General features: G+C 58.1%; 18 protein-coding genes and 1 other annotated feature. Of the genes, 10 read left to right on the top strand and 8 right to left on the bottom strand.

Going from position 1 to position 20,052, the window contains the following annotated elements; genetic code table 11:
• Positions 1 to 142 precede the first annotated feature (142 nt).
• The 5 genes from G5315_RS00430 to G5315_RS00410 form a co-directional block, all read right to left on the bottom strand.
• A complete protein-coding gene (locus G5315_RS00430; RefSeq protein WP_421255151.1) occupies positions 143 to 1,009 on the bottom strand; it encodes an alpha/beta fold hydrolase in 867 nt (288 codons plus the stop codon).
• 20 nt (positions 1,010 to 1,029) lie between these two features.
• Positions 1,030 to 1,545, bottom strand: coding sequence for a Slp family lipoprotein (locus tag G5315_RS00425; protein WP_421332374.1), 516 nt, complete (start codon positions 1,543 to 1,545; stop codon positions 1,030 to 1,032).
• Positions 1,546 to 1,664: 119 nt separating this feature from the next.
• Entirely contained in the window at positions 1,665 to 2,366 is a 702-nt protein-coding gene (gene tsaB, locus G5315_RS00420; RefSeq protein WP_219594273.1) for a tRNA (adenosine(37)-N6)-threonylcarbamoyltransferase complex dimerization subunit type 1 TsaB, read from the bottom strand.
• Positions 2,367 to 2,456: 90 nt separating this feature from the next.
• Entirely contained in the window at positions 2,457 to 4,376 is a 1,920-nt protein-coding gene (locus tag G5315_RS00415; RefSeq protein WP_219594274.1) for an ATP-dependent DNA helicase, read from the bottom strand.
• 67 nt (positions 4,377 to 4,443) lie between these two features.
• Entirely contained in the window at positions 4,444 to 4,689 is a 246-nt protein-coding gene (locus tag G5315_RS00410; protein WP_047440092.1) for a hypothetical protein, read from the bottom strand.
• 187 nt (positions 4,690 to 4,876) lie between these two features.
• Positions 4,877 to 5,001: a sequence feature (His leader region), on the top strand.
• A 28-nt stretch (positions 5,002 to 5,029) separates the two neighbouring features.
• On the opposite strand from G5315_RS00410, the gene hisG reads away from it, so the two are divergent.
• From hisG to hisIE, 8 genes are all read left to right on the top strand, one after another.
• Positions 5,030 to 5,926, top strand: a complete 897-nt coding sequence (hisG, locus tag G5315_RS00405) for an ATP phosphoribosyltransferase (protein WP_071910208.1) — start codon at positions 5,030 to 5,032, stop codon at positions 5,924 to 5,926.
• Between the two features lie 12 nt (positions 5,927 to 5,938).
• A complete protein-coding gene (gene hisD, locus G5315_RS00400; RefSeq protein ID WP_421204935.1) occupies positions 5,939 to 7,264 on the top strand; it encodes a histidinol dehydrogenase in 1,326 nt (441 codons plus the stop codon).
• The gene (gene hisC, locus G5315_RS00395) at positions 7,261 to 8,331 is read left to right on the top strand and encodes a histidinol-phosphate transaminase (RefSeq protein ID WP_421254129.1); all 1,071 of its coding nucleotides are present in this window, start codon (positions 7,261 to 7,263) and stop codon (positions 8,329 to 8,331) included. The genes hisD and hisC overlap by 4 nt, the downstream gene beginning before the upstream one ends.
• Before the next feature lie 15 nt (positions 8,332 to 8,346).
• Positions 8,347 to 9,456 carry a bifunctional histidinol-phosphatase/imidazoleglycerol-phosphate dehydratase HisB gene (hisB, locus tag G5315_RS00390; protein WP_421254128.1) on the top strand — a complete coding sequence of 370 codons (1,110 nt, stop codon included), beginning with the start codon at positions 8,347 to 8,349 and terminating at the stop codon, positions 9,454 to 9,456.
• On the top strand, positions 9,456 to 10,100 hold the full coding sequence (hisH, locus tag G5315_RS00385) for an imidazole glycerol phosphate synthase subunit HisH (RefSeq protein ID WP_421332071.1): 645 nt from the start codon (positions 9,456 to 9,458) through the stop codon (positions 10,098 to 10,100). Before hisB ends, hisH begins: the two co-directional genes overlap by 1 nt.
• Positions 10,101 to 10,862: a 1-(5-phosphoribosyl)-5-[(5-phosphoribosylamino)methylideneamino]imidazole-4-carboxamide isomerase gene (hisA, locus tag G5315_RS00380; protein WP_421332070.1), complete on the top strand. Its 762-nt coding sequence runs from the start codon at positions 10,101 to 10,103 to the stop codon at positions 10,860 to 10,862. It abuts the gene before it with no gap.
• A complete protein-coding gene (gene hisF, locus G5315_RS00375; protein WP_421332069.1) occupies positions 10,862 to 11,635 on the top strand; it encodes an imidazole glycerol phosphate synthase subunit HisF in 774 nt (257 codons plus the stop codon). Before hisA ends, hisF begins: the two co-directional genes overlap by 1 nt.
• 113 nt (positions 11,636 to 11,748) lie before the next feature.
• Positions 11,749 to 12,369 (top strand): bifunctional phosphoribosyl-AMP cyclohydrolase/phosphoribosyl-ATP diphosphatase HisIE, encoded by a 621-nt coding sequence (gene hisIE, locus G5315_RS00370; protein ID WP_362800323.1) that lies wholly within the window; start codon positions 11,749 to 11,751, stop codon positions 12,367 to 12,369.
• 33 nt (positions 12,370 to 12,402) lie between these two features.
• Here the strand turns inward: hisIE and G5315_RS00365 are convergent, their stop codons facing one another.
• Positions 12,403 to 13,920 (bottom strand): KAP family P-loop NTPase fold protein, encoded by a 1,518-nt coding sequence (locus G5315_RS00365; protein ID WP_421332068.1) that lies wholly within the window; start codon positions 13,918 to 13,920, stop codon positions 12,403 to 12,405.
• Between the two features lie 359 nt (positions 13,921 to 14,279).
• Between G5315_RS00365 and G5315_RS00360 the strand changes: the two genes are divergently transcribed.
• Positions 14,280 to 15,569: a sensor domain-containing diguanylate cyclase gene (locus tag G5315_RS00360; RefSeq protein ID WP_421332067.1), complete on the top strand. Its 1,290-nt coding sequence runs from the start codon at positions 14,280 to 14,282 to the stop codon at positions 15,567 to 15,569.
• 99 nt (positions 15,570 to 15,668) lie between these two features.
• On the opposite strand, the gene G5315_RS00355 is transcribed toward G5315_RS00360, so the two are convergent.
• Positions 15,669 to 17,291, bottom strand: a complete 1,623-nt coding sequence (locus G5315_RS00355) for an acyl-CoA synthetase (RefSeq protein WP_337072268.1) — start codon at positions 17,289 to 17,291, stop codon at positions 15,669 to 15,671.
• A 665-nt stretch (positions 17,292 to 17,956) separates the two neighbouring features.
• Here G5315_RS00355 and G5315_RS00350 point away from each other — a divergent pair.
• Entirely contained in the window at positions 17,957 to 19,483 is a 1,527-nt protein-coding gene (locus tag G5315_RS00350; protein WP_421332065.1) for a YfcC family protein, read from the top strand.
• Between the two features lie 62 nt (positions 19,484 to 19,545).
• Here the strand turns inward: G5315_RS00350 and G5315_RS00345 are convergent, their stop codons facing one another.
• Positions 19,546 to 19,734, bottom strand: a complete 189-nt coding sequence (locus G5315_RS00345) for a hypothetical protein (protein WP_005345660.1) — start codon at positions 19,732 to 19,734, stop codon at positions 19,546 to 19,548.
• Positions 19,735 to 20,052: the final 318 nt, after the last annotated feature.

Here is a 20,052-nt window from a genome sequence, read left to right as displayed (position 1 = left end):
TCACATCCATTTTAATCGGTTGTTTTAAGCTGATGCTCTAATGCCGCACATATTTACACAGCGCAACATCAATTAACAGCAAATTAACAACAGAAAAATGTGAGGGAGAAAACAAACCTGGAATTATTGAAAGCTGGCGATTCTACCGAACTTGACAAAACTTTACGATACAAACGGCCGTATCAACCGAATTTTCCATATGAAAATGGTGGTTTCCACCCAATATGACCCGCTCGATCTGCTGGAAGGCATCCTGACGGGCCTGCCATTGGGCTTCAAGCGCAGCAAAGCCCTGTTCCCCCTGAATCAACAGCACCGGACAACGGATAGCCGCCATCAGTGCACGAGCTTGTCCTTCGCTCATTCTCAGGGGCGACAGATCCCGCAAGCGGGGGTCGCTGCGCCAGTGCCAGCGGCCTGCCCTCATCTCAAGCTGCCGTTCACAGATAAGACGCGCCGCCTGCGGCGTGATATCCGCCACTTTGCAACGGGCGGCGACAGCCTCATCGATGGAGGCAAAGCCGTTGGCACTGCGCTCCCGGGTGCGGCTGCGGTTTAAAATTGCACGTCGCAGCTGGGCAGGTACCTCCTCATCGGGCTGGCTCAGCGGCCCCAGCCCCTCCAGCATGACCAACCGCTCCACCTGTTCGGGGAACACCCCGGCATAGGCGGAGGCGATCAGCGCCCCGAGGGAGTGACCGAGCAGAGTGAAGCGCGACCAGCCTGCCGCCTGCACGATCTGGTAGAGATCGTCCAGCCAGTCAACAAAGACATAAGGGGTGGTTTTGTGATCGGAGTGACCATGTCCCGGCAGATCGACACAGATGAGGTGAAAATCCCCCAGATGGGGCGCCAGCGGCAAGAAGCTGGCACTGTTGTCGAGCCAGCCATGCAAGGCGATCAACAGGGGTTTGCCCTGCTGATCATGCTCAGCGGATTGATTCTCCAGCAAGGCCACCTGCCGACCATCCGCCAGCGTAAGCAGCCGCTCGTGCATGGTGCTCATCATAGCGTTAATCATGGCAAGCCTTAGCGACGCAGCGGCCGTCTCGGCCAGAAGGGAGCATAGAAGGGGTCATAGAAGTAGGGGTCCATATAGCGCACCTCCACCTCCTTGACTGGCGGCCACAGCTTGCTGCCCGTCACATTGAGCACCGAGAAGCGGTACTTGTGCTCGCCAATCTGGCTATCAACCGGTTGGCCTATGGTGCCAAGCACCGTCAGGCTGCGCCCCTTGGCGTAGAGGGTCGGATCGACAAAACCCTTCATGATGGCCAGAAAACGCCCCGGGCTCTGCTCGGTCTGCTCCGGCACACCGTTGGATTTAAGCGGCAGATAGACCACTTCAATAACGCTCTGATCCGCCTTGTTGTGCACCGCCGAGATAACGCCGCTCCAGCGGGCCGGTTTGCCCTCCATTCCGCCAAGGGCGGGCTGATAGGCCACCAGCTGGTTTTCTGGTTCATAGGCCAGCTCCTTGGGAACCGAGCTACAGGCCCCGAGCAGCAGAGCCAGCGACCCGACCACCATAGTGCGTTTCATCATATCGCTTCTGGTATTACGCATCATGTCACTCTCCTGTTGCCAGCGTGGCCTGTCGGGGCCATCCGCTTTTGTTGCAGCTGATGAGCGGCAAGAGCGACATGCTATCAGTGCTCCTGCCCTTATTCGCGACCCGGCAGTTTTTTCCAGGTCACCTTGTCACGCAAATAAACCGGCGTCGCCTGCTCCACAGGCACCGCCTCCCCCGCCAGCCAGGCGGCGCGGGCCAGCGGCAGCATGTCCTCTGCCGCCGGGAAGCGCACCTGACTCTCCGCCAGCTCATCGGCCAGACCACTCAGGGTCTCGCCATAGGTTTCAAAACCGGTGCCGACGCAGGTCACAGGGCCCGCCAGCTTGCCACCGGCGTCAACCAACGCCACGGGATCGCTCACCACCTCGTCACCCACCAGCTGCATGCGGCCATCAATCAGCTCATAGCGGCCGAAATAGACCTCGTTCATCCGCGCATCGATGGCGGTCAGCACCTGCTGGGCGCCATCCAGTCGATAGGCTCCTTGCGCCATGGCAGCCAGGGTCGAGATGCCAATCAGCGGCACACCCGCACCAAACGCCAGACCTTGCGCCACACTGATGCCGATCCGCACGCCGGTAAAGGAGCCCGGGCCGCGACCAAACGCGATGGCATCAAGGTCACTCAAACTTATCCCGGCATCCTCTAACACAGCCTGAACCATGGGCAGGATTTTTCGGGTGTGATCCCGTGGCGCCTCCTCCCAGCGGGAGAACAGCTTGTCACCCACCAGCAAGGCGGCGGAGCAGGCTTCGGTGGCGGTATCAACGGCCAGGATCTTCAACTCGTTCATGCTTTCCAATCTCTATAAAATCAGTCAATTACATAACAGGCAAGCGAGATATGCTCACCCGTTGTTCAAATCTGTTAGCTGGCGGCACACTTATTCACCGCGTTCAGTGCGATCGAAAAAACTCCCCAACGTTCCCAACTCCCGGGTACGGGGGATGGCGGGCAGACTCTTGATAAAGGTGGCGCCATAAGGCTTGTTGACCATGCGTGGATCACAGATCACCAGTACCCCGTGATCACTGCGATCACGAATAAGCCGCCCCACCCCCTGCTTGAGGGCAATCACCGCCTTGGGCAACTGCAGCTCGGCGAAGGGATCACCCCCCTTGAGCTTGCAATCATCCACCCGCGCCTTGAGCAGCGGATCATCGGGGCTGGCAAACGGCAGCTTGTCGATGATAACACACGACAACGCCGCCCCTCGCACGTCGATCCCCTCCCAGAAACTGCTGGTCGCCACCAGCACGGCACGGCCATTCTCGACAAACTCCTTGAGCAGCCGCTGCTTGTTGTCCTCCCCCTGCAACAAGACGGTGCGGCCAATCTCCCGGCGCAGCACCTCGGCTACCTGACGCATCACCTGATGGCTGGTGCAGAGGAAGAAACAGCCCCCTGGCGTCTTGTTGATGAGGGGGATCATCAGATTGGCCAGCTGCTCTCCACGGCCAAAGGCGTTGGGCTCCGGTAGATAACGGGGCACACAGAGACGCGCCTGCTCGCCATAGTCGAACGGGCTGTCGAGAATAAGCTCGGCGCTATCCGCCAGCCCCAGCTCGGCCTTGAAGTGATCAAAACGCATATCCACCGTCAGGGTGGCGGAGGTGAAGACCCAGGCTACTTCCGGTCTTTGCACCTCGGCACTGAATCGCTCGGCCACCGACAGCGGCGTCAGATTGAGGGTGAAATGAAGCCGTGAGCAATCGTACCAGTAGGAGAAACCGGTCTGGTTAACCGCCAGCACCTCGCCAAGACGGGTGCGCAGTTCACTGATGCGCTCGAAGGCGTGATCCAGCTGCTCACCCCGGCCGAGAGCCAGTTTGAGCACTTCGTAGCAAAGCCCGATGGCGTCGTTGAGACGAGCCAAAGCCTGCCCCCAAAGCGGCTGGCGCAGCATGTCGCGGGTATTGCCGCGACCGCCATCCACTCCGAAGGCAAGACGCAAATCCTGACTGGCGATAGCGAGCCGGTCCGCCGCCTTGCCGAGCTGGGCCATGTCGTGCGCCTCTGCCCGATAGGCCAGCTGGATATCCTGCGCCAGATCCTGAATTGTTCGGCTGCCTACCGACTTGCCGAAGTAGTTGGTAGCGATCTCCGGCAACTGATGGGCTTCATCAAACACATAGACTTGCGCCTCCGGCACCAACTCACCAAATCCCGTGTCTTTCACCGCCATATCGGCGAAGAAGAGGTGATGGTTGATCACCACCACCTGGGCATCCATGGCGCGGCGTCGAGCCACCACCAGATGGCAGTCGTCGTAATAGGGGCAGTCGCGACCGAGACAATTGTCGTTGGTGCTGGTGACGTGGGCGAGGATCTCGGCGTTCTCCTGCAATCCCGGAATATCCCCCACATCGCCGTTATCGGTGGCGGTAGACCAGGATTTGACCTTCACCAGATCGTTCAGGATCTCAGGCTTTTGCAGATGGGATTCGCTCAAGAGCCGGTTCATCCGCTCGATGCAGAGATAGTTGCTGCGCCCCTTGAGCAAGGCCACCGGCGGGGTGTAGGAGAGCGCTCCTGTGATGGTCGGGAGATCCCGATAGAAGAGCTGCTCCTGCAGGTTCTTGGAGCCGGTGCTGATCACCACCCGTTTGCCGGATTCCAGCGCTGGCACCAGATAGGCGTAAGTCTTGCCGGTACCAGTCCCCGCCTCCACCAGCAGACGGCCACCACTTTTGATGGCGCGCGCGACCGCTTCGGCCATCTCCAGTTGGGGAGCGCGGGCTTTGAAACCGTCGATATGGCTGGCCAGAGGGCCATCTGGCTTGAACAGGGTCTGGATGGTCAAAAGGGCGTCCCGCAGCAAAAGCGGCCATTATGCCAAAAGCGCGGCAAAAGCGGGACAGATAATCTGCCTAGACGAACAGATCGATCTGATGCTCGGGATCCGGCTTGTGATCACCTTCCTCCGCCTTGGGCTGATCACGTTTGGCGGGCGTGTTATACGCCTGCTGGCGCTGCTGAGAATCACTGTTGTCAGTGCTGGTCTTGCGCAGCTGATGCTTCTTGCTGATCTGATTCACTTCCCGCTTGATCTCTTCGCTGCCGGGCGCGGCAGGTGCCCGGGGCAAAATGGGGAACAACAGGTCCTGGCTGGGCATGATGGCGACTCCTGCAGGGGTTATTGTCTAGTTATCGACCAGAAAACCGTTTTCGCCACTTTAATCGATCAAATCACAATTTCGGGTTGCATTTTCTGTCAAGGCAGGTAGTTTAAATCAGGCGTCAATTACGACATCTTATTTTGTAAAGGATTGATTACATGAAGTTCACCACCCTGAAGACTCATCACCACCATCATCATCCCGACTAGTCTTTCAGGAGGTTGACTGCTGGAAGACACTTAACTGGTGACTTCCAAAAGGACCGCAAGATTCATAAACCCTCGGAAGCACCCACTTCCGAGGGTTTTTTCGTTTTTGACTAGAAGGAAATCGAGCAATGGAAACACAACGTCTGCGTATCGCCATGCAAAAGTCCGGTCGTCTGAGCCAGGACTCCCAAGCCCTGTTCAAGAGCTGCGGCCTGAAAATCAACCTGCGCGAGCAGCGCCTTATCGCCCATGTCGAGAACATGCCCATCGATATCTTGCGGGTGCGCGATGACGACATCCCGGGTCTGGTGATGGAAGGGGTGGTTGACCTTGGCATCATCGGCGAGAACGTGCTGGAAGAGGTGCAGCTTATTCGCGCTTCACAGGGACTGCCCTTCGAGGTCAAAACCCTCAAGCAGCTGGACTTCGGTGGCTGCCGCCTCTCGCTGGCGGTGCCGGAAGATGTGACCTACACAGGGCCAGAGAGCCTTGCCGGCAAGCGCATCGCGACCTCCTACCCCGGGCTGCTCAAGCGCTTCTTTGATGAAAAGGGCCTTGGCTTCAAGAGCGTGATGCTGGGCGGCTCGGTGGAAGTGGCGCCCCGCGCGGGCCTGGCCGATGCCATCTGCGATCTGGTCTCCACCGGCGCGACCCTGGAAGCCAATGGCCTGAAAGAGGTGGAGGTGATCTACCGCTCCAAAGCGGTGCTGGTACAGGCCCCCAACCCCTTGTCCGATGCCAAGCAGAAGCTCATCGACAAACTGCTGCCCCGCATTCAGGGGATGCAGCAGGCCCGCGAGAGCAAGTACATCATGCTGCACGCCCCCAAAGACAAGCTCGATGCCATCACCGATCTGCTACCGGGTGCCGAGCGCCCCACCATCATGCAACTGGCCGGTGACACCAATCAGGTGGCGCTGCACGTCGTCTCCAGCGAGACCCTGTTCTGGGAGACCATGGAGCAGCTCAAGGCTCTGGGTGCCAGCTCCATTCTGGTGCTGCCCATCGAAAAAATGATGGAATAAGGAAGGGGTATCATGCAGACCCTGATCTGGAAAACCCTCTCCCCCGCCCAGCAGGCCGACGTGCTGACCCGACCGGCCTTGAGTGACGAGGCGGATATCGGCGCCGTGGTGCGAGATATCATCGCCGCTGTGCGCAGCCGTGGCGATGAGGCCCTGCGCGAGCTGAGCCAGCGCTTCGAGCGCGCCCCCCGTGAACAGCTGCGCGTTAGCGAGGCCGAGATTGAAGCCGCCTGCGCGCGGCTGGATGACGAGATAAAAAGCGCCATCGAAGCGGCCATTGCCAATATTCGCACCTTCCACGCCGCGCAAGTGCCGCCAGTGGTACGGGTAGAAACCCAGCCCGGGGTGGTGTGCGAGCTGCGCACCCAGCCCATCAACCGGGTCGGCCTCTATGTGCCTGGCGGCAGCGCGCCGCTCCCCTCCACCGTGATGATGCTGGCTATTCCGGCGGCTATCGCCGGTTGCCGTGAAGTGGTGCTCTGCACCCCGTCCCCCGCCAGCGACGAGATCCTGTTTGCCGCCCGCGCCTGCGGGGTCGAGAAGGTGTTCGCCATCGGCGGCGCCCAGGCCATCGCGGCGATGGCATACGGCACCGAGAGCATTCCCAAGGTGGACAAGATCTTCGGCCCGGGCAACGCCTATGTGACCGAAGCCAAGGGGCAGGTTTCCCGCGACTGGCGCGGCGCTGCCATCGACATGCCAGCTGGCCCCTCCGAGGTGCTGGTGATTGCCGACGAGAGCGCCAACCCCGCCTTCGTGGCGGCGGATCTGCTCTCCCAGGCCGAGCATGGCCCCGACAGCCAGGTGGTGCTGGTGACCACCTCACCGCTGCTGGCCGATGCCATCGCAGGGGAGATCAAGAGCCAGCTGGCCAAACTGAGCCGCCGCGATATCGCCGCGCAGGCGCTCGGCAGCAGTCTGGTGATCCTCTGTGACGATCTGGCCGAGGCGTGTGCCATCTCCAACGCCTACGCGCCGGAGCACCTGATTGTGCAGACCCGCGCACCCCGCGAGCTGCTGGACCAGCTTGAGAATGCCGGTTCCATCTTTCTGGGAGCATGGACACCAGAATCAGTCGGCGATTACGCCAGCGGCACCAACCACACTCTGCCTACCTATGGCTATGCCCGCACCTGCTCCAGCCTTGGCCTTGCCGATTATCAGCGCCGCTACACGGTGCAGGAGCTGAGCACCGAAGGTATTCGCGGCCTTGGCCCTATAGTCGAGCGCATCGCCCAGGCCGAGGGGCTCGATGGCCACAAGAATGCCGTCACCCTCAGGTTGAACGCCCTGGCCGCCGCGCCCCAACAAACAGCACAGCAGAAGGATTTGTTATGAGTATTGCCAATCTGGCGCGCCGCGTGGTGCGGGCCCTCACCCCTTATCAATCTGCCCGCCGCATCGGCGGCAAGGGCCACGTCTGGCTCAATGCCAACGAAGCACCGCTGGCCTATCCCTTCACCATCGAGGGGAGCCGCCTCAACCGCTACCCCGAGTGCCAACCGGCCGAGGTGGTGAACGGCTATGCCGCCTATGCCGGGGTCAATCCGGATCAGGTGCTGGTGAGCCGCGGCGCCGACGAGGCCATCGAGCTGCTTATTCGCACCTTCTGCGAAGCGGGTGAAGATCAGATCCTCATCTGCCCGCCCACCTACGGCATGTACGCCATCAGCGCCGAGACCTGTGGCGTGGGCATCGTCGAGCAGCCGCTGACCGCCAGCCGCCAGCCTGACTGGCCCGCCATCGCCGATCGCCTCAGTGACGTGAAACTGGTGTTCCTCTGCTCCCCCAACAACCCCACCGGGGATCTGGTGGGGCGCGACGGCCTTATCGCCCTGCTGGAAAAAGCGCGGGATCGCGCCATCGTGGTGGTAGACGAGGCCTATATCGAGTTCTGCCCCGAGGCATCCGTGGTGGATCTGCTTGCTCGCTTCCCCAATCTGGTGGTGACCCGCACCCTCTCCAAAGCCTTTGCTCTGGCGGGGATCCGCTGCGGCTTTACGCTGGCGAGCCCCGAGGTGATCGCCATGCTGGCCAAGGTGATCGCCCCCTATCCCATCCCCGAGCCCATCGCCCAGATCGCGGCGCAGGCCCTCTCCCCCATGGGGCTGGAGCTGATGCGCGAGCGAGTGGTGGAGCTCAACAAGCAAAAAGCCGCCTTCAAGGCAGAGCTGGCAACGCTTGCCTGCGTGAAGGAAGTGTTCGAAGACAAGGGCAACTTCGTGCTGGTGCGCTTTGTGGATGGCGCCACCGTCTTTGCCGCCATGAAGGCCGCCGGCATCATACTGCGGGATTTCTCCAGCAAGCCGGGTCTGGACAACAGCATTCGCGTCACCATCGGCTATCAGGGCGAGATGGATGCCGTACTGGCGGTACTGCGTGATCTGCCCTCTCCCTCTCTTTAAAACAAGGATGTAGCGATGAAGACCCCGTTTTTGTTTATCGACCGCGACGGCACCCTGATTGAAGAGCCGGTGACCGACAAGCAGGTGGATAGCCTCGCCAAGCTGCGCTTCGAGCCCATGGTCATTCCGGTGCTGCGCGAGTTGCAGGCCGCCGGTTACGTGCTGGTGATGGTGACCAATCAGGATGGACTGGGCACCGCCAGCCTGCCGCTGGAGAACTTCCAGCCACCCCACGACCTGATGATGCACCTGTTTGAATCGCAAGGGGTGAAGTGGGAACAGGTGCTGATCTGCCCGCACTTCCCCACCGACGGTTGCAGCTGTCGCAAGCCCCACCTCGGGTTGGTGAAGGAGTACCTCGCCTCGGGCCGCATCGACTTTGCCAACTCCTTCGTGATTGGTGACAGACAGACCGATCTGCAGCTGGCAGAGAACATGGGCATTAGCGGGATTCGCTACCACCCGCAGGATCACGACTGGCTCGCCATCCGTGATCAGCTGTTATCCAAGGGGCGCGTAGCCTCGGTGGAGCGCTACACCAAGGAGACGCGAATTCAAGTGGCGCTAGATTTGGACAAGAGTAGCGGCAACCAGATCGCCACCGGCATCGGCTTCTTTGATCACATGCTGGATCAAATTGCCACCCACGCCGGTTTCCAGCTCAAGCTGAACGTCAGCGGCGATCTGCATATCGACGATCACCACACGGTGGAAGACGTCGGGCTGGCGCTGGGTCAGGCACTGCGTCAGGCCCTTGGCAACAAGCGCGGGATCGGCCGTTTCGGCTTCGTGCTGGCAATGGACGAGGTGCAGGCGGTGATCGATGCACGCCCACTGACCGAGCAGGAGGTGAGCACCGCGCTGGACTTGAGCGGTCGCCCCTACTTCGTGTTTGACTGCCCGAGCGGTTTTGGCAGCGACAAGGTGGGTGAGATGGCCACCGAGATGGTGCCCCACTTCTTCCGCTCCCTCTCCGATGCCATGGCCATCACATTGCAGATGAAGGTGGGCAGCGGCAATACCCACCATCAGGTAGAGGCGCTGTTCAAAGGCTTTGGCCGCGCCCTGCGTCAGGCCATTCGGGTGGAAGGGAGCGAACTTCCCTCCAGCAAGGGAGTGCTGTGATGGATGTGAGCAAGCAGAAGCTGGTCATTATCGATACCGGCTGCGCCAATCTGGCCTCGGTCAGAATGGCGTTCGAGCGCCTCGGCGTGCAGCCGCTGGTCTCAAGCCAGGCCGCCGATATCGAGGAGGCGGACAAGCTGATCCTGCCCGGTGTCGGCACTGCGGTGGCCGCCATGAAGAACCTCAATGAACGGGGGCTGGTGCCCCTTATTCGCGCCGCCAAGCAGCCGCTGCTGGGCTTTTGCCTCGGCATGCAGATGCTGGCAGAGGCCTCCGAAGAGAGCATGGGTACGGATGACTCGTCAGAGCGGCTTATCGACTGCCTTGGCATAGTGCCGGGCAGGATCAAGCTGATGGAGGTGGGCACCTTACACCAGTCAAGCATGCGCCTGCCCCATATGGGCTGGAATCAGATTGAGCATGATGAGAGCCATCCTCTGCTCAAGGGGATCCCGAGCGGCAGCTACTTCTACTTCGTGCACTCCTATGCGCTGGAGGTGACAGAAGCAACGCTGGCGACCTGTGACTACGGCAACCCTTTTACCGCGATTGTGGCCCGTGACAACTTCTTTGGCGCCCAATTCCACCCGGAGCGCTCTGGCGCAGCCGGTGCCCGTTTGCTGCAAAATTTTCTGGAGCTATGAATGATCATTCCCGCAATTGACCTTATCAACGGTCAGGTAGTTCGCCTCTATCAGGGGGACTACGAGCAGAAGACCGAATACAGCAGCAGCCCGCAGGCCCGCTTCGATGAATATGTCTCCCAGGGGGCGGTGCAGCTCCATCTGGTGGATCTGGACGGTGCCAAGGATGCCAAGGCGCGCCAATTGCCCCTGCTGACCCAACTGCTGTCGGCCACCGAAGCGCCGGTGCAGGTCGGCGGCGGCGTGCGCACCGAACAGGATGTGGCGGATCTGCTGGCCGCCGGCGCCAGCCGGGTGGTGATTGGCTCCACCGCCGTCAAATCCCCGGATCTGGTTGCGAGCTGGATGGAGAAATATGGCCCCGAGCAAATCGTGCTGGCGCTGGACGTCAATATCGATGAGCAGGGCAATCGCCATATCGCGGTAGCAGGCTGGCAGGAGAACAGCGGTGTGACCATCGAGGCGCTGATCGAGCGCTTCCTCCCCGCCGGGCTCAAGCATGTGCTCTGCACCGATATCAGCCGTGACGGCACCCTGGCTGGCACCAACGTCGAGCTCTATCGGGATCTCTGCGCCCGCTACCCGATCGTCGCCTTTCAGGCCTCCGGCGGTATTGGCCGCATCGCGGATATCGAGGCGCTCAAGGGCTCCGGCGTCAAAGGGATCATCCTTGGCCGCGCCCTGCTGGAGGGCAAGTTCTCGGTGGGTGACGCCATCGCCTGCTGGCAAGCCCCCGCAGCCGATACCACAGGAGGCAACTGATGCTGGCAAGACGCATTATCCCCTGCCTCGACGTGAAAGATGGCGTGGTGGTCAAGGGGGTACAATTTCGCAACCACGAGGTGATGGGCGGCATTGTCGAACTCGCCCGCCGCTACGCCGAGGAGGGCGCTGACGAGCTGGTGTTCTATGACATCACCGCCTCCAGCGACGAGCGGGTGGTGGACAAGAGCTGGGTGAGCCGAGTGGCGGAGGTGATCGATATTCCCTTCTGCGTCGCCGGTGGCATCAAAAGCGTGGAGGATGCCCGCCAGATCCTCGAATTTGGTGCCGACAAGGTCTCCATCAACTCCCCGGCGCTGGCCGATCCGACCCTCATCAGCCGGTTGGCCGAGCGCTTTGGCGTACAGTGCGTGGTGGTGGGGATCGACTCCTACTTCGACGCCGAAACGGGCCACTATCAGGTCAAACAGTTTACCGGTGACGAGAGCCGCACCCGCACCACCGCCTGGCACACCCTCGACTGGGTGCAGGAGGTGCAAAAACGCGGCGCGGGCGAAATCGTGCTGAACGTGATGAATCAGGACGGCATGCGCCAAGGTTATGACCTTGAACAGCTCAAGCTGGTACGCAGCGTCTGCAAGGTACCGTTAATTGCCTCCGGCGGCGCCGGTGCCATGGAACACTTTCGCGATGCCTTTACCCTCGCCGATGTGGACGGAGCGCTGGCCGCCTCGGTGTTCCACAAGGGCCTTATTCCCATTCCCGAATTGAAACGCTGGCTGAAAAATGAAGGAGTCGCCATCCGTGAATAATCAAGAGATTGCAAACCCGATCCCGCTCGTGGAGCGGCTCGATTGGGAAAAGTGCAAATGCGCCATGATCCCCCGCCCTGAGTGCCGGTCTGATAATAGAGGAGCCGATTCCCGTGCATAATTCCAGCTTATTAATTGAACAGCTCGACTGGGCTAAGTGCGACGGCATGATCCCCGCCATCGTCCAGCACGCCGCCAGTGGCGAGGTGCTGATGCAGGGCTTTATGACCCGCGAGGCGCTGGAAAAGACCCAGACCACCGGTCAGGTCACCTTCTTTAGCCGCAGCAAACAGCGGCTCTGGACCAAGGGTGAAAGCTCGGGCAATGTGCTCCAACTCGTGGCCATCAGCACCGACTGCGATCAGGATTCCCTGCTGATTGCCGCCAACCCCGTCGGCCCCACCTGCCACAAAGGGACAACCTCCTGCTTTAACGGCCACCCGCTGCCGCCACTCGGTTTTCTGGCTGAGCTGGAACAGATCCTGGCGGCCCGCAAAGGGGCCGATCCGGCCACCAGCTACACCGCCAGCCTCTACGGCAAAGGCACCAAGCGGATCGCCCAGAAGGTCGGTGAAGAGGGTGTGGAAGTGGCGCTGGCCGCCATGGCCAAGGATCGGGAGGAGCTCATTAACGAATCCGCCGATCTGCTCTACCACCTCACCGTGCTGCTGCAAAACGAAGGGCTGGGATTACAGGATGTGGTGCAGCGGCTTTATGAGCGGCATAATAAATAAACTGATAATAAAGCCGGGATTTCTCGGCTTTATTTAGTCAAGATGCACGGCCAGCTCAACCAAATTTTTATATAGAGAAAGATCACACTCTAATGAAGATAGTTCCTTCTTGGCCAAGATAGAATTTTCTTGCACATTTAGACCGCTATTATTATCAAATTTTTCAGCAATAATTTTTAATTCATGATCATCTCTATGCCTATACGAATTATTCAACATGAACTGATACGAGTAACACATTATTTCACCAAGAGACACATTGTAAATTGTGTCATCAAATGGATTTTCTATATCACCCTTTCCGTATGTACCAGAGATAACACCGCCAAGTTCAGTGTTAGCTCTGATAAAAATCGCCATAGTTACATCTTTTTTAAGACTGATTTTATGTGCGAAAGCTTTCTCACGGGATTTATCTTGTGTGTATAACAGAGTTCCATCAGCAACACCTGAGTATAATTGATAGTCTTTTTCATGTAGTGCAAAAAGATACATAAGAAAAATCAGGTTAACCTTTTTCCTCCTAGGTTTGGATATAACAAAAAGCAAACGGTCTATTATTTGTTCTGTTTGCCTTAAACTTAACTCTAAGCTATCACTGACCGCAGTAACTACCTCCAGTAAGGCTCGCGGATTATTCAATTCAGGCCACATCATGGCTGAACCGTCTGGTAGTGACCTAACTTCTAATATATTCGAGATAAATTCACGCCTAGACTTTCTATTTAATGTGAATCTTCTCTGAAAAAAACGCCCAAGATAATTCTGGGCATCAAACCCTTCGCCATATATTACCTTTATGGCATGCTGCAACTGCTCGGTATCCGTTGCCAAGACAAAGACCACGCCGGGTATATCGAAAATATGCTTGATGGTTTCCAGCATTTCTACCGCATAGGAGGGGCGGCAGCGATCCAGCTCATCAATCAGGATAAATGCGGGTGCCTGTTTCTTTTTCTTGCCAATAATCGCCTCTACCCACTGCTTTATTTCATGCTTGAGCAACTGTACTGCTTCTGTCTTTTTACGAGTATCTTGAAAAAGTGATTCAACCAGTTTGCCCGCGTCATCCGCCGTAATAATATCCTGGACTTCATCGACATTGATGCCAGAAACTTTTTTAAACAATGCTTTGGTCACTATCGGCGCAGTTGCTTTTAACAATGATGCCAATTTGGTCGACAGATAGGGGGAAAGCTGAGGGCTACCCGCTTCTTCTTTCAGTTGTTCAATGATCGATGAAATAACCGTCAATAAGGGATCATCGGAAAAGTCCTGCTGCCAGGCATCGATATAGACGGTGGGATAGTGCGCTTTCAACTCCATATACCAGCGCTTGATAAACCAGGTTTTCCCCGCCCCCCACTCGGCATTGATGTTGAGCACATAGTTGCGCTGCTTGCCTTCGGCGGCGAGATAGTTGGTGAGAAATTCGGCATAGCGGACGCGATCCAGCCGATCACCGGCCAACTTTTCCACCACTCCGTCAATGGCTCCCGGCCCATCCCATGTAATCGGTTCCTGCCAGTCAAATACTGTTCGCTCTGCCACCCTGTCACTCCCCAAGCCAGATAGTGCGGCAATGATATCAGGGACACAGTGAAAACAGTTTGATTAAAGACCTGTTTGTTGCCCTTTGTACCGCTCGGACTGGTGCATTTGAGTGCCGGTCAACTTCTCTGCTGATGGCCCACGATGCCGGGCCGATATAGGGGGAACGGTGATCTAGTTAGCCACGGACTCAGCTGATTTCTTTTAACCTCGCCAGCGATAACAACCGTGTGACATGGCGCAGAAGCTGCGGAAATAATCGCGAAATATGTGAGGATCAGTGCTTAATTTAAAGCAGTTGATACAGATTGGCCCCGTATACAACCGACCCGGAACAATGACCAAGGATGGCCAGCCCCATGAAGGATGAACCCTTCTCTACCCGATTGCAGCATGAGCTGGATCACCTCAGGTCCGTCTTTAACGAGATGGGCGCTTACCTCTTTACCAAGGATCTGGATGGCCGTTACACCTATGCCAATCAGGCTGTGCTGGATCTCTTTGGCTGTACTCTCGATGAGCTGCAAGGCCAGGATGACACGTCTTTTTTTTCCTTTGAGGAATCCAACGCCATTCAGCAAAACGATCGACAGGTGCTGGATCAGCAGATCGCCATCGCCCGGGAAGAGGTCAACTATCTCAAACCCACAGGTGAGAAACGAGTCTACTGGACCGTAAAGAAGCCCATGTATGACAGGGATGGCACGCTGATCGGTCTGTGCGGCATCTCCACCGATATCACGGAACACAAGCTGATTGAGGCCCGTATGGCCGAGCAGCATCAGTTGCTGGAGATCATCCTGGCCAACGTGGATGCCCATATCTATATGAAGGACAGCCAGCACCGCTTTCTCTACGTCAATCAGAAGGTGTGTGCCCTGCTCGGTTTACCCGCCGAACAGATCATCAACCGCAGCGATAATGAGCTGTTCTCCCCACACGGAGCCAACCAGCTGTGGCAGCTGGACAACCGGGTGTTCGAAACGGGTGAGCTGCAAGCCGGTGAAGAGTCACTGACCGATACCGAAGGCAAGCAACATTACTACTGGTCTGTCAAAGTCCCCTTCAAGCTGGCTGATGGTACCCCCACCCTGATCGGTATCTCCTCCGATATCACCGAGCTGCACCAGCTCAAGGAACAACTGCAATATCAATCGGTTCGTGACAGCCTCTCCGGACTTTATAACCGCCGTTTCTTCTTCGAGGTGTGCGAAAAGAACCTGAGTATGAACATGCGCCACCAGCTCACCTCGGTGCTGATAGTGCTGGATGTGGATCAGTTCAAATGCATCAACGATCGCTACGGTCACCCGCTGGGCGATCAGGCGCTGATCCATCTGGGCAGGGTGATGCAATCGGTGCTGCGCAGCGAAGATGTGCTGGCCCGCATCGGCGGTGACGAGTTTGCCATCTTGCTGCCCAACACCACCCTCTCGGCCGCCGCATCACTGGCCGAACGGCTGCGCAAGCAGGTGATGCAAAGCCCGTTACCCCTTGCCGATGGGGATGAGCTGGTTATCACCATCAGCGCCGGGCTGGTGGAAAATAGCAAGGGGGAGCAGATGGAGAGCCTCTACGCGCGCGCCGATCAGATGCTCTATCAGGCCAAACAGAGCGGCCGCAACTGCGTCGCGTGCAAGGCACGATAGCTGGCTGGCCAGTCAGGCACTCCCACTTCCCTTGCTGCATTTATCCCGACAGCTTAGTCATCCTATTGCACGCTGCTTTCACTCACGCTCGATTAGCACCTAACCCAGTTGTTTGCGCAGCACAAATTTTTGCACCTTGCCGGTGGAGGTCTTCGGCAGCGGGGTGAAGATGATGCGTTTGGGGGCCTTGAAGTGGGCCATCTGCTCGCGGCAAAAGGCGATCAGCTCCGCCTGGGTAGTCTCTCGCCCCTCTTTCAGTTTCACGAAGGCGCAGGGCACCTCCCCCCACTTCTCGTCCGGCATGGCGATCACCGCCGCTTCGTCCACATCCGGATGGCGATAGAGCACATCTTCCACCTCCAGACTGGAGATGTTCTCCCCGCCCGAGATGATGATGTCCTTGGATCTGTCCTTGATCTCCACATAACCGTCCGGGTGCCACACCGCCAGATCCCCACTGCGAAACCAGCCGTCCGCCATCGCCTCGGCGCTGGCCGCCGGGTTCTTGAGATAGCCTTTCATCACCACATTGCCCCGCAGCACTATCTCCCCCATGGTTTTGCCATCTTTGGCCACCGGCTCGCCACTGACCGGATTGATGACCCGCATCTCCCCCTGCAGAGGCGACGCAACCCCCTGCCGCGCCTTGAGGCGGGAGAGCGCAGTGGCATCCTGACCTTGCCAGCTTCTTTGCGGCTCGCACAACACGCAGGGGCCATAGGTTTCGGTGAGGCCATAGACGTGGGTCACGGCGATCCCCATCGCCTCCATCCCAGCAATCACGGTGGCGGGGGGCGCAGCGCCAGCGGTCATCACCTTGATGGGGTGATCCAGCCCCCGCTTGAGCGCCTGATCGGCATTGTTGAGCATATTGAGCACGATGGGCGCCGCGCAGAAGTGGCTCACCTTGTGCTCGTGCAGCGCCTCATAAATGGCGGCGGCCTGCACATGGCGCAAGCAGACGCTCACCCCGGCGGTCGCAGCCAGCGTCCAGGGGAAGCACCAGCCGTTACAGTGAAACATCGGCAAGGTCCAGAGGTAGACGGGATGTTTGGGTAGCTCCCAAGAGAGCACGTTGTTGATGGCGTTGAGGTGGGCGCCGCGATGGTGATAGACCACCCCCTTGGGGTTGCCGGTAGTGCCGGAGGTGTAGTTAAGGGAGATGGCCTGCCACTCATCCTCTGGCAACCAGCCTGGCTCATCGCCGTTACCAGTGGCAATAAAAGCCTCATAGGTCAGTTCACTTACAAGCGCCCCCTCCCGGTAGAGGGGATCGTCGATGGCGATGACCAGCGGTTGGCTCTTCAGCAGATCCAGCGCCTTGCGCACCGCAGGGCCAAACTCCCTGTCCACCAGCACCACCTTGCTCTGGGCATGCTGGAAGATAAAGGCCATCGACTCGGCATCGAGCCGGGTATTGATGGTGTTGAGCACAGCACCGCTCATGGGCACGCCGAAGTGCGCTTCAAACATCGCCGGGATATTGGGCGCAACGATGGAGACGGTATCCCCCTCCCCGATGCCGCGAAGCCGCAGGGCCGAGGCAAGCTGGCGGCAACGGCGGGCGGTCTCGCCCCAGCTCTGGCGCAGCGAGCCGTGGATCAGCGCCGGATAGTCGGGATAGACCCGCTCCGCCCGCCCCAGAAAGCTGATGGGGGTCAGGGCCTCGAAATTGGCGGCGGTTTTGGCAAGGTCGCGCTCATAGATGTTCTGCACTGTCATCGGATTCCTTCCTCACAGGTGGCACAAAACGGGCTATTTCGGGATCAATCAGAGATCAGCAAGCGACATGGGCATCCTGCCCGTAACTGGTCTCTTATGGGGATGACAGCCTAACAGTGAGCCTGCGGCGGCAGGTATTAGCAAAACGTCTTAGACAGGGGCAGCCTGCTACCAACAGGGGTTCCCTGTTTTCGTTGCAAAAAATATTTCATTACGGGAAAGCGTGCTATTTTTTCACAGGCTGTTTTTGGCGAATAACGAAAAATGACGATAGTGGAATATTATTCCGCCAAAGCTGCTTTATATGTCATTCCATTCATCTCGGCGCACACTATTTTCATGGCATTTATTTAAGACAAGCCACGTTAAACGAAAGCTGAAATAGTTATTGCATAATGACTTTTATTTCATATCAGCTATTAGATCCATGACAAATAAATTCTGTGAGCCATCCCATAAAGCGAGCATGGCGCGATGTTCATCCAGCCGCGCACGGGTTACGGTTACAACGTGAAACAATCTACCGGATGTTCAATATCAGGCCAGATTTCTCGCCAATCACTACGCAATCCACAGTGAGTTTGCGTACCTTGGATGTATGACGCAGAAACCCTATCGACCCGATATTCCGCCGAGCCCAAACCTGCTTTATCAAGGAGCATTTTATGTGTGCCGTGCCGAATACCACACCACGCAGACAATTCCCTACTGCATTTACCATTCTGTTTCTTATTATGTTACTGGCCATTGCACTGACCTGGATAATTCCGGCGGGCGCCTATGCCAAGCTCTCTTATAATCCAGCCAGTGAAAGCCTGATGGTCAATAGCCCACAGGGGGAAATAAGCCGACTTCCCGCAACCCAGGATGCCCTGGCAAAACTTAATATCAATATTGCGGTGGAGCAATTTACCAACGGCACCATCCGCAAGCCCATTGCCATTCCCGGCACCTATGCCCGATTGGAGCAAGCGCCCAAGGGGTTCGGTGACGTGGCGGTCAGCATGGTCAAGGGCACCATAGAGGGGGCGGATATCATCGTCTTTATTCTGGTGCTCGGGGGGCTGATCGGCGTCATCAACAAGACAGGTGCCTTCAGTGCAGGGCTGGTGGCGTTGTCGCGCAAGACCCGGGGCAACGAGTTCCTGTTTGTGGCGCTGGTCTGCTTCGTAATGGCGCTGGGAGGCACCACCTGCGGACTGGAGGAAGAGGCGGTCGCCTTCTATCCCATACTGGTGCCCATCTTTCTGGCGCTCGGCTATGACTCCATCGTCTGCGTGGGAGCCATCTTCCTCGCCGCCTCCATGGGCACCACCTTCTCCACCATCAATCCCTTCTCGGTGGTGATCGCCTCCAATGCCGCCGGCATTCCCTTTACCGAGGGGCTGATCTTTCGCGCCATTGGCTGTCTGGTGGGCACCATGGTGGTGATCAGTTATCTCTACTGGTACTGCAAGAAGATCAAGGCCAACCCGGCCTTCTCCTACACCTATGAGGACAGAGAGAGTTTTCGCGCCCGTTTTCTCAAAGAGGGCTCTATGGACGAAGGGGTGCCCTTCACCCTGCGCCGCAAGATCATTCTGACCCTGTTTATCCTCGCCTTCCCGCTGATGGTGTGGGGCGTCTCCATGGCCGGTTGGTGGTTTCCGCAGATGGCAGCCTCCTTCCTGACCATCGCCATCATCATCATTTTTATCTCGGGTCTCAAAGAGAAAGAGGCAGTCGAGGCCTTCACTCAGGGGGCGTCGGAGCTGGTGGCGGTCTCCCTCATCATCGGGCTGGCACGGGGGGTCAATCTGGTGCTGGATCAGGGGATGATCTCGGACACCATCCTGGCCTACGCCTCCGATCTGGTCTCCGGCATGCACGGAGCCGTGTTCGCGGTGGCGCAGATGCTGGTGTTCACCCTGCTGGGGCTGGTGGTGCCCTCCTCCTCGGGGCTCGCAGTGCTCTCCATGCCCATCATGGCGCCGCTGGCAGATACCGTGATGATCCCCCGCTATATCGTGGTGTCGGCCTACAACTGGGGCCAATACGCCATGCTGTTCCTGGCCCCCACCGGACTGGTGCTGGTCACCCTGCAGATGCTCGGCATCCAGTTCAACAAGTGGGTCAAGTTCGTGCTGCCCATGGTGGGCTTTGTGCTGGGATTTGGCGCCCTGATGCTGGTGGCGCAAGTGATGTTGGCCTGATGGGCCTGTGATACATGAGTGACAACACCCCGAGCCTGGCGCGGGGTGTTCTTTTGTCAGCCTTAGTGGCGCACCCGCCCCTGCTGGCGGAAGCAGTAGAGTTTAAGGCTGATGTCGGCGATATCCGCGGGAAGCTCCTCTCCCTGCTCGGCCAAGGGTCGGTAGAGGGATGAGAGCAGGCGTTCGGCCTGCTGCACCGTGATGATGTTGGCCTGGATGGCCGGGGTGATCCAGCTGGGTAACATTGACATATCTCCCCCTCGTTGATCCGGTGATCTCGGGTGAACTTCTTCATATCAGGTCTTACGTGGTTGTCTGCCGACCCGTTCACCCTCTGCTTCACCCAATCAAAGCAAAATGCTTGCCGTGATCTCTTATCGGCTAACATCCGATGGGGCTGGAGCCATTTATCAACCACTTGCGTGGCCTATCCAACGGTAGAGGGCACTGGCACACGCTTACCCTTGACCTCCATTCGTCAACCCTTTGCCGCTTTTGCGTTCTGCTCACCGCCCGCCTTGCAAATTGCGACTCGAATTGCTCCTTATCACACTGACAGAGTCCACCAT

The organism is Aeromonas sp. 603607 (assembly GCF_049171595.1).
GTDB lineage: Bacteria > Pseudomonadota > Gammaproteobacteria > Enterobacterales > Aeromonadaceae > Aeromonas > Aeromonas veronii.
This window is presented reverse-complemented; position numbering and strand designations above follow the sequence as displayed.

Excerpts from the sequence above, each read along its gene's own strand:
- G5315_RS00355 (WP_337072268.1), bottom strand. The coding sequence starts at position 17,291 with ATGACAGTGCAGAACATCTATGAGCGCGACCTTGCCAAAACCGCCGCC.
- G5315_RS00410 (WP_047440092.1), bottom strand. The coding sequence starts at position 4,689 with ATGCCCAGCCAGGACCTGTTGTTCCCCATTTTGCCCCGGGCACCTGCC.
- hisC (WP_421254129.1), top strand. The coding sequence starts at position 7,261 with ATGAGTATTGCCAATCTGGCGCGCCGCGTGGTGCGGGCCCTCACCCCT.
- hisH (WP_421332071.1), top strand. The coding sequence starts at position 9,456 with ATGGATGTGAGCAAGCAGAAGCTGGTCATTATCGATACCGGCTGCGCC.
- hisF (WP_421332069.1), top strand. The coding sequence starts at position 10,862 with ATGCTGGCAAGACGCATTATCCCCTGCCTCGACGTGAAAGATGGCGTG.
- G5315_RS00360 (WP_421332067.1), top strand. The coding sequence starts at position 14,280 with ATGAAGGATGAACCCTTCTCTACCCGATTGCAGCATGAGCTGGATCAC.
- hisB (WP_421254128.1), top strand. The coding sequence starts at position 8,347 with ATGAAGACCCCGTTTTTGTTTATCGACCGCGACGGCACCCTGATTGAA.
- hisD (WP_421204935.1), top strand. The coding sequence starts at position 5,939 with ATGCAGACCCTGATCTGGAAAACCCTCTCCCCCGCCCAGCAGGCCGAC.
- G5315_RS00430 (WP_421255151.1), bottom strand. The coding sequence starts at position 1,009 with ATGATGAGCACCATGCACGAGCGGCTGCTTACGCTGGCGGATGGTCGG.
- G5315_RS00425 (WP_421332374.1), bottom strand. The coding sequence starts at position 1,545 with ATGATGAAACGCACTATGGTGGTCGGGTCGCTGGCTCTGCTGCTCGGG.
- G5315_RS00350 (WP_421332065.1), top strand. The coding sequence starts at position 17,957 with ATGTGTGCCGTGCCGAATACCACACCACGCAGACAATTCCCTACTGCA.
- G5315_RS00345 (WP_005345660.1), bottom strand. The coding sequence starts at position 19,734 with ATGTCAATGTTACCCAGCTGGATCACCCCGGCCATCCAGGCCAACATC.
- hisA (WP_421332070.1), top strand. The coding sequence starts at position 10,101 with ATGATCATTCCCGCAATTGACCTTATCAACGGTCAGGTAGTTCGCCTC.
- tsaB (WP_219594273.1), bottom strand. The coding sequence starts at position 2,366 with ATGAACGAGTTGAAGATCCTGGCCGTTGATACCGCCACCGAAGCCTGC.
- hisG (WP_071910208.1), top strand. The coding sequence starts at position 5,030 with ATGGAAACACAACGTCTGCGTATCGCCATGCAAAAGTCCGGTCGTCTG.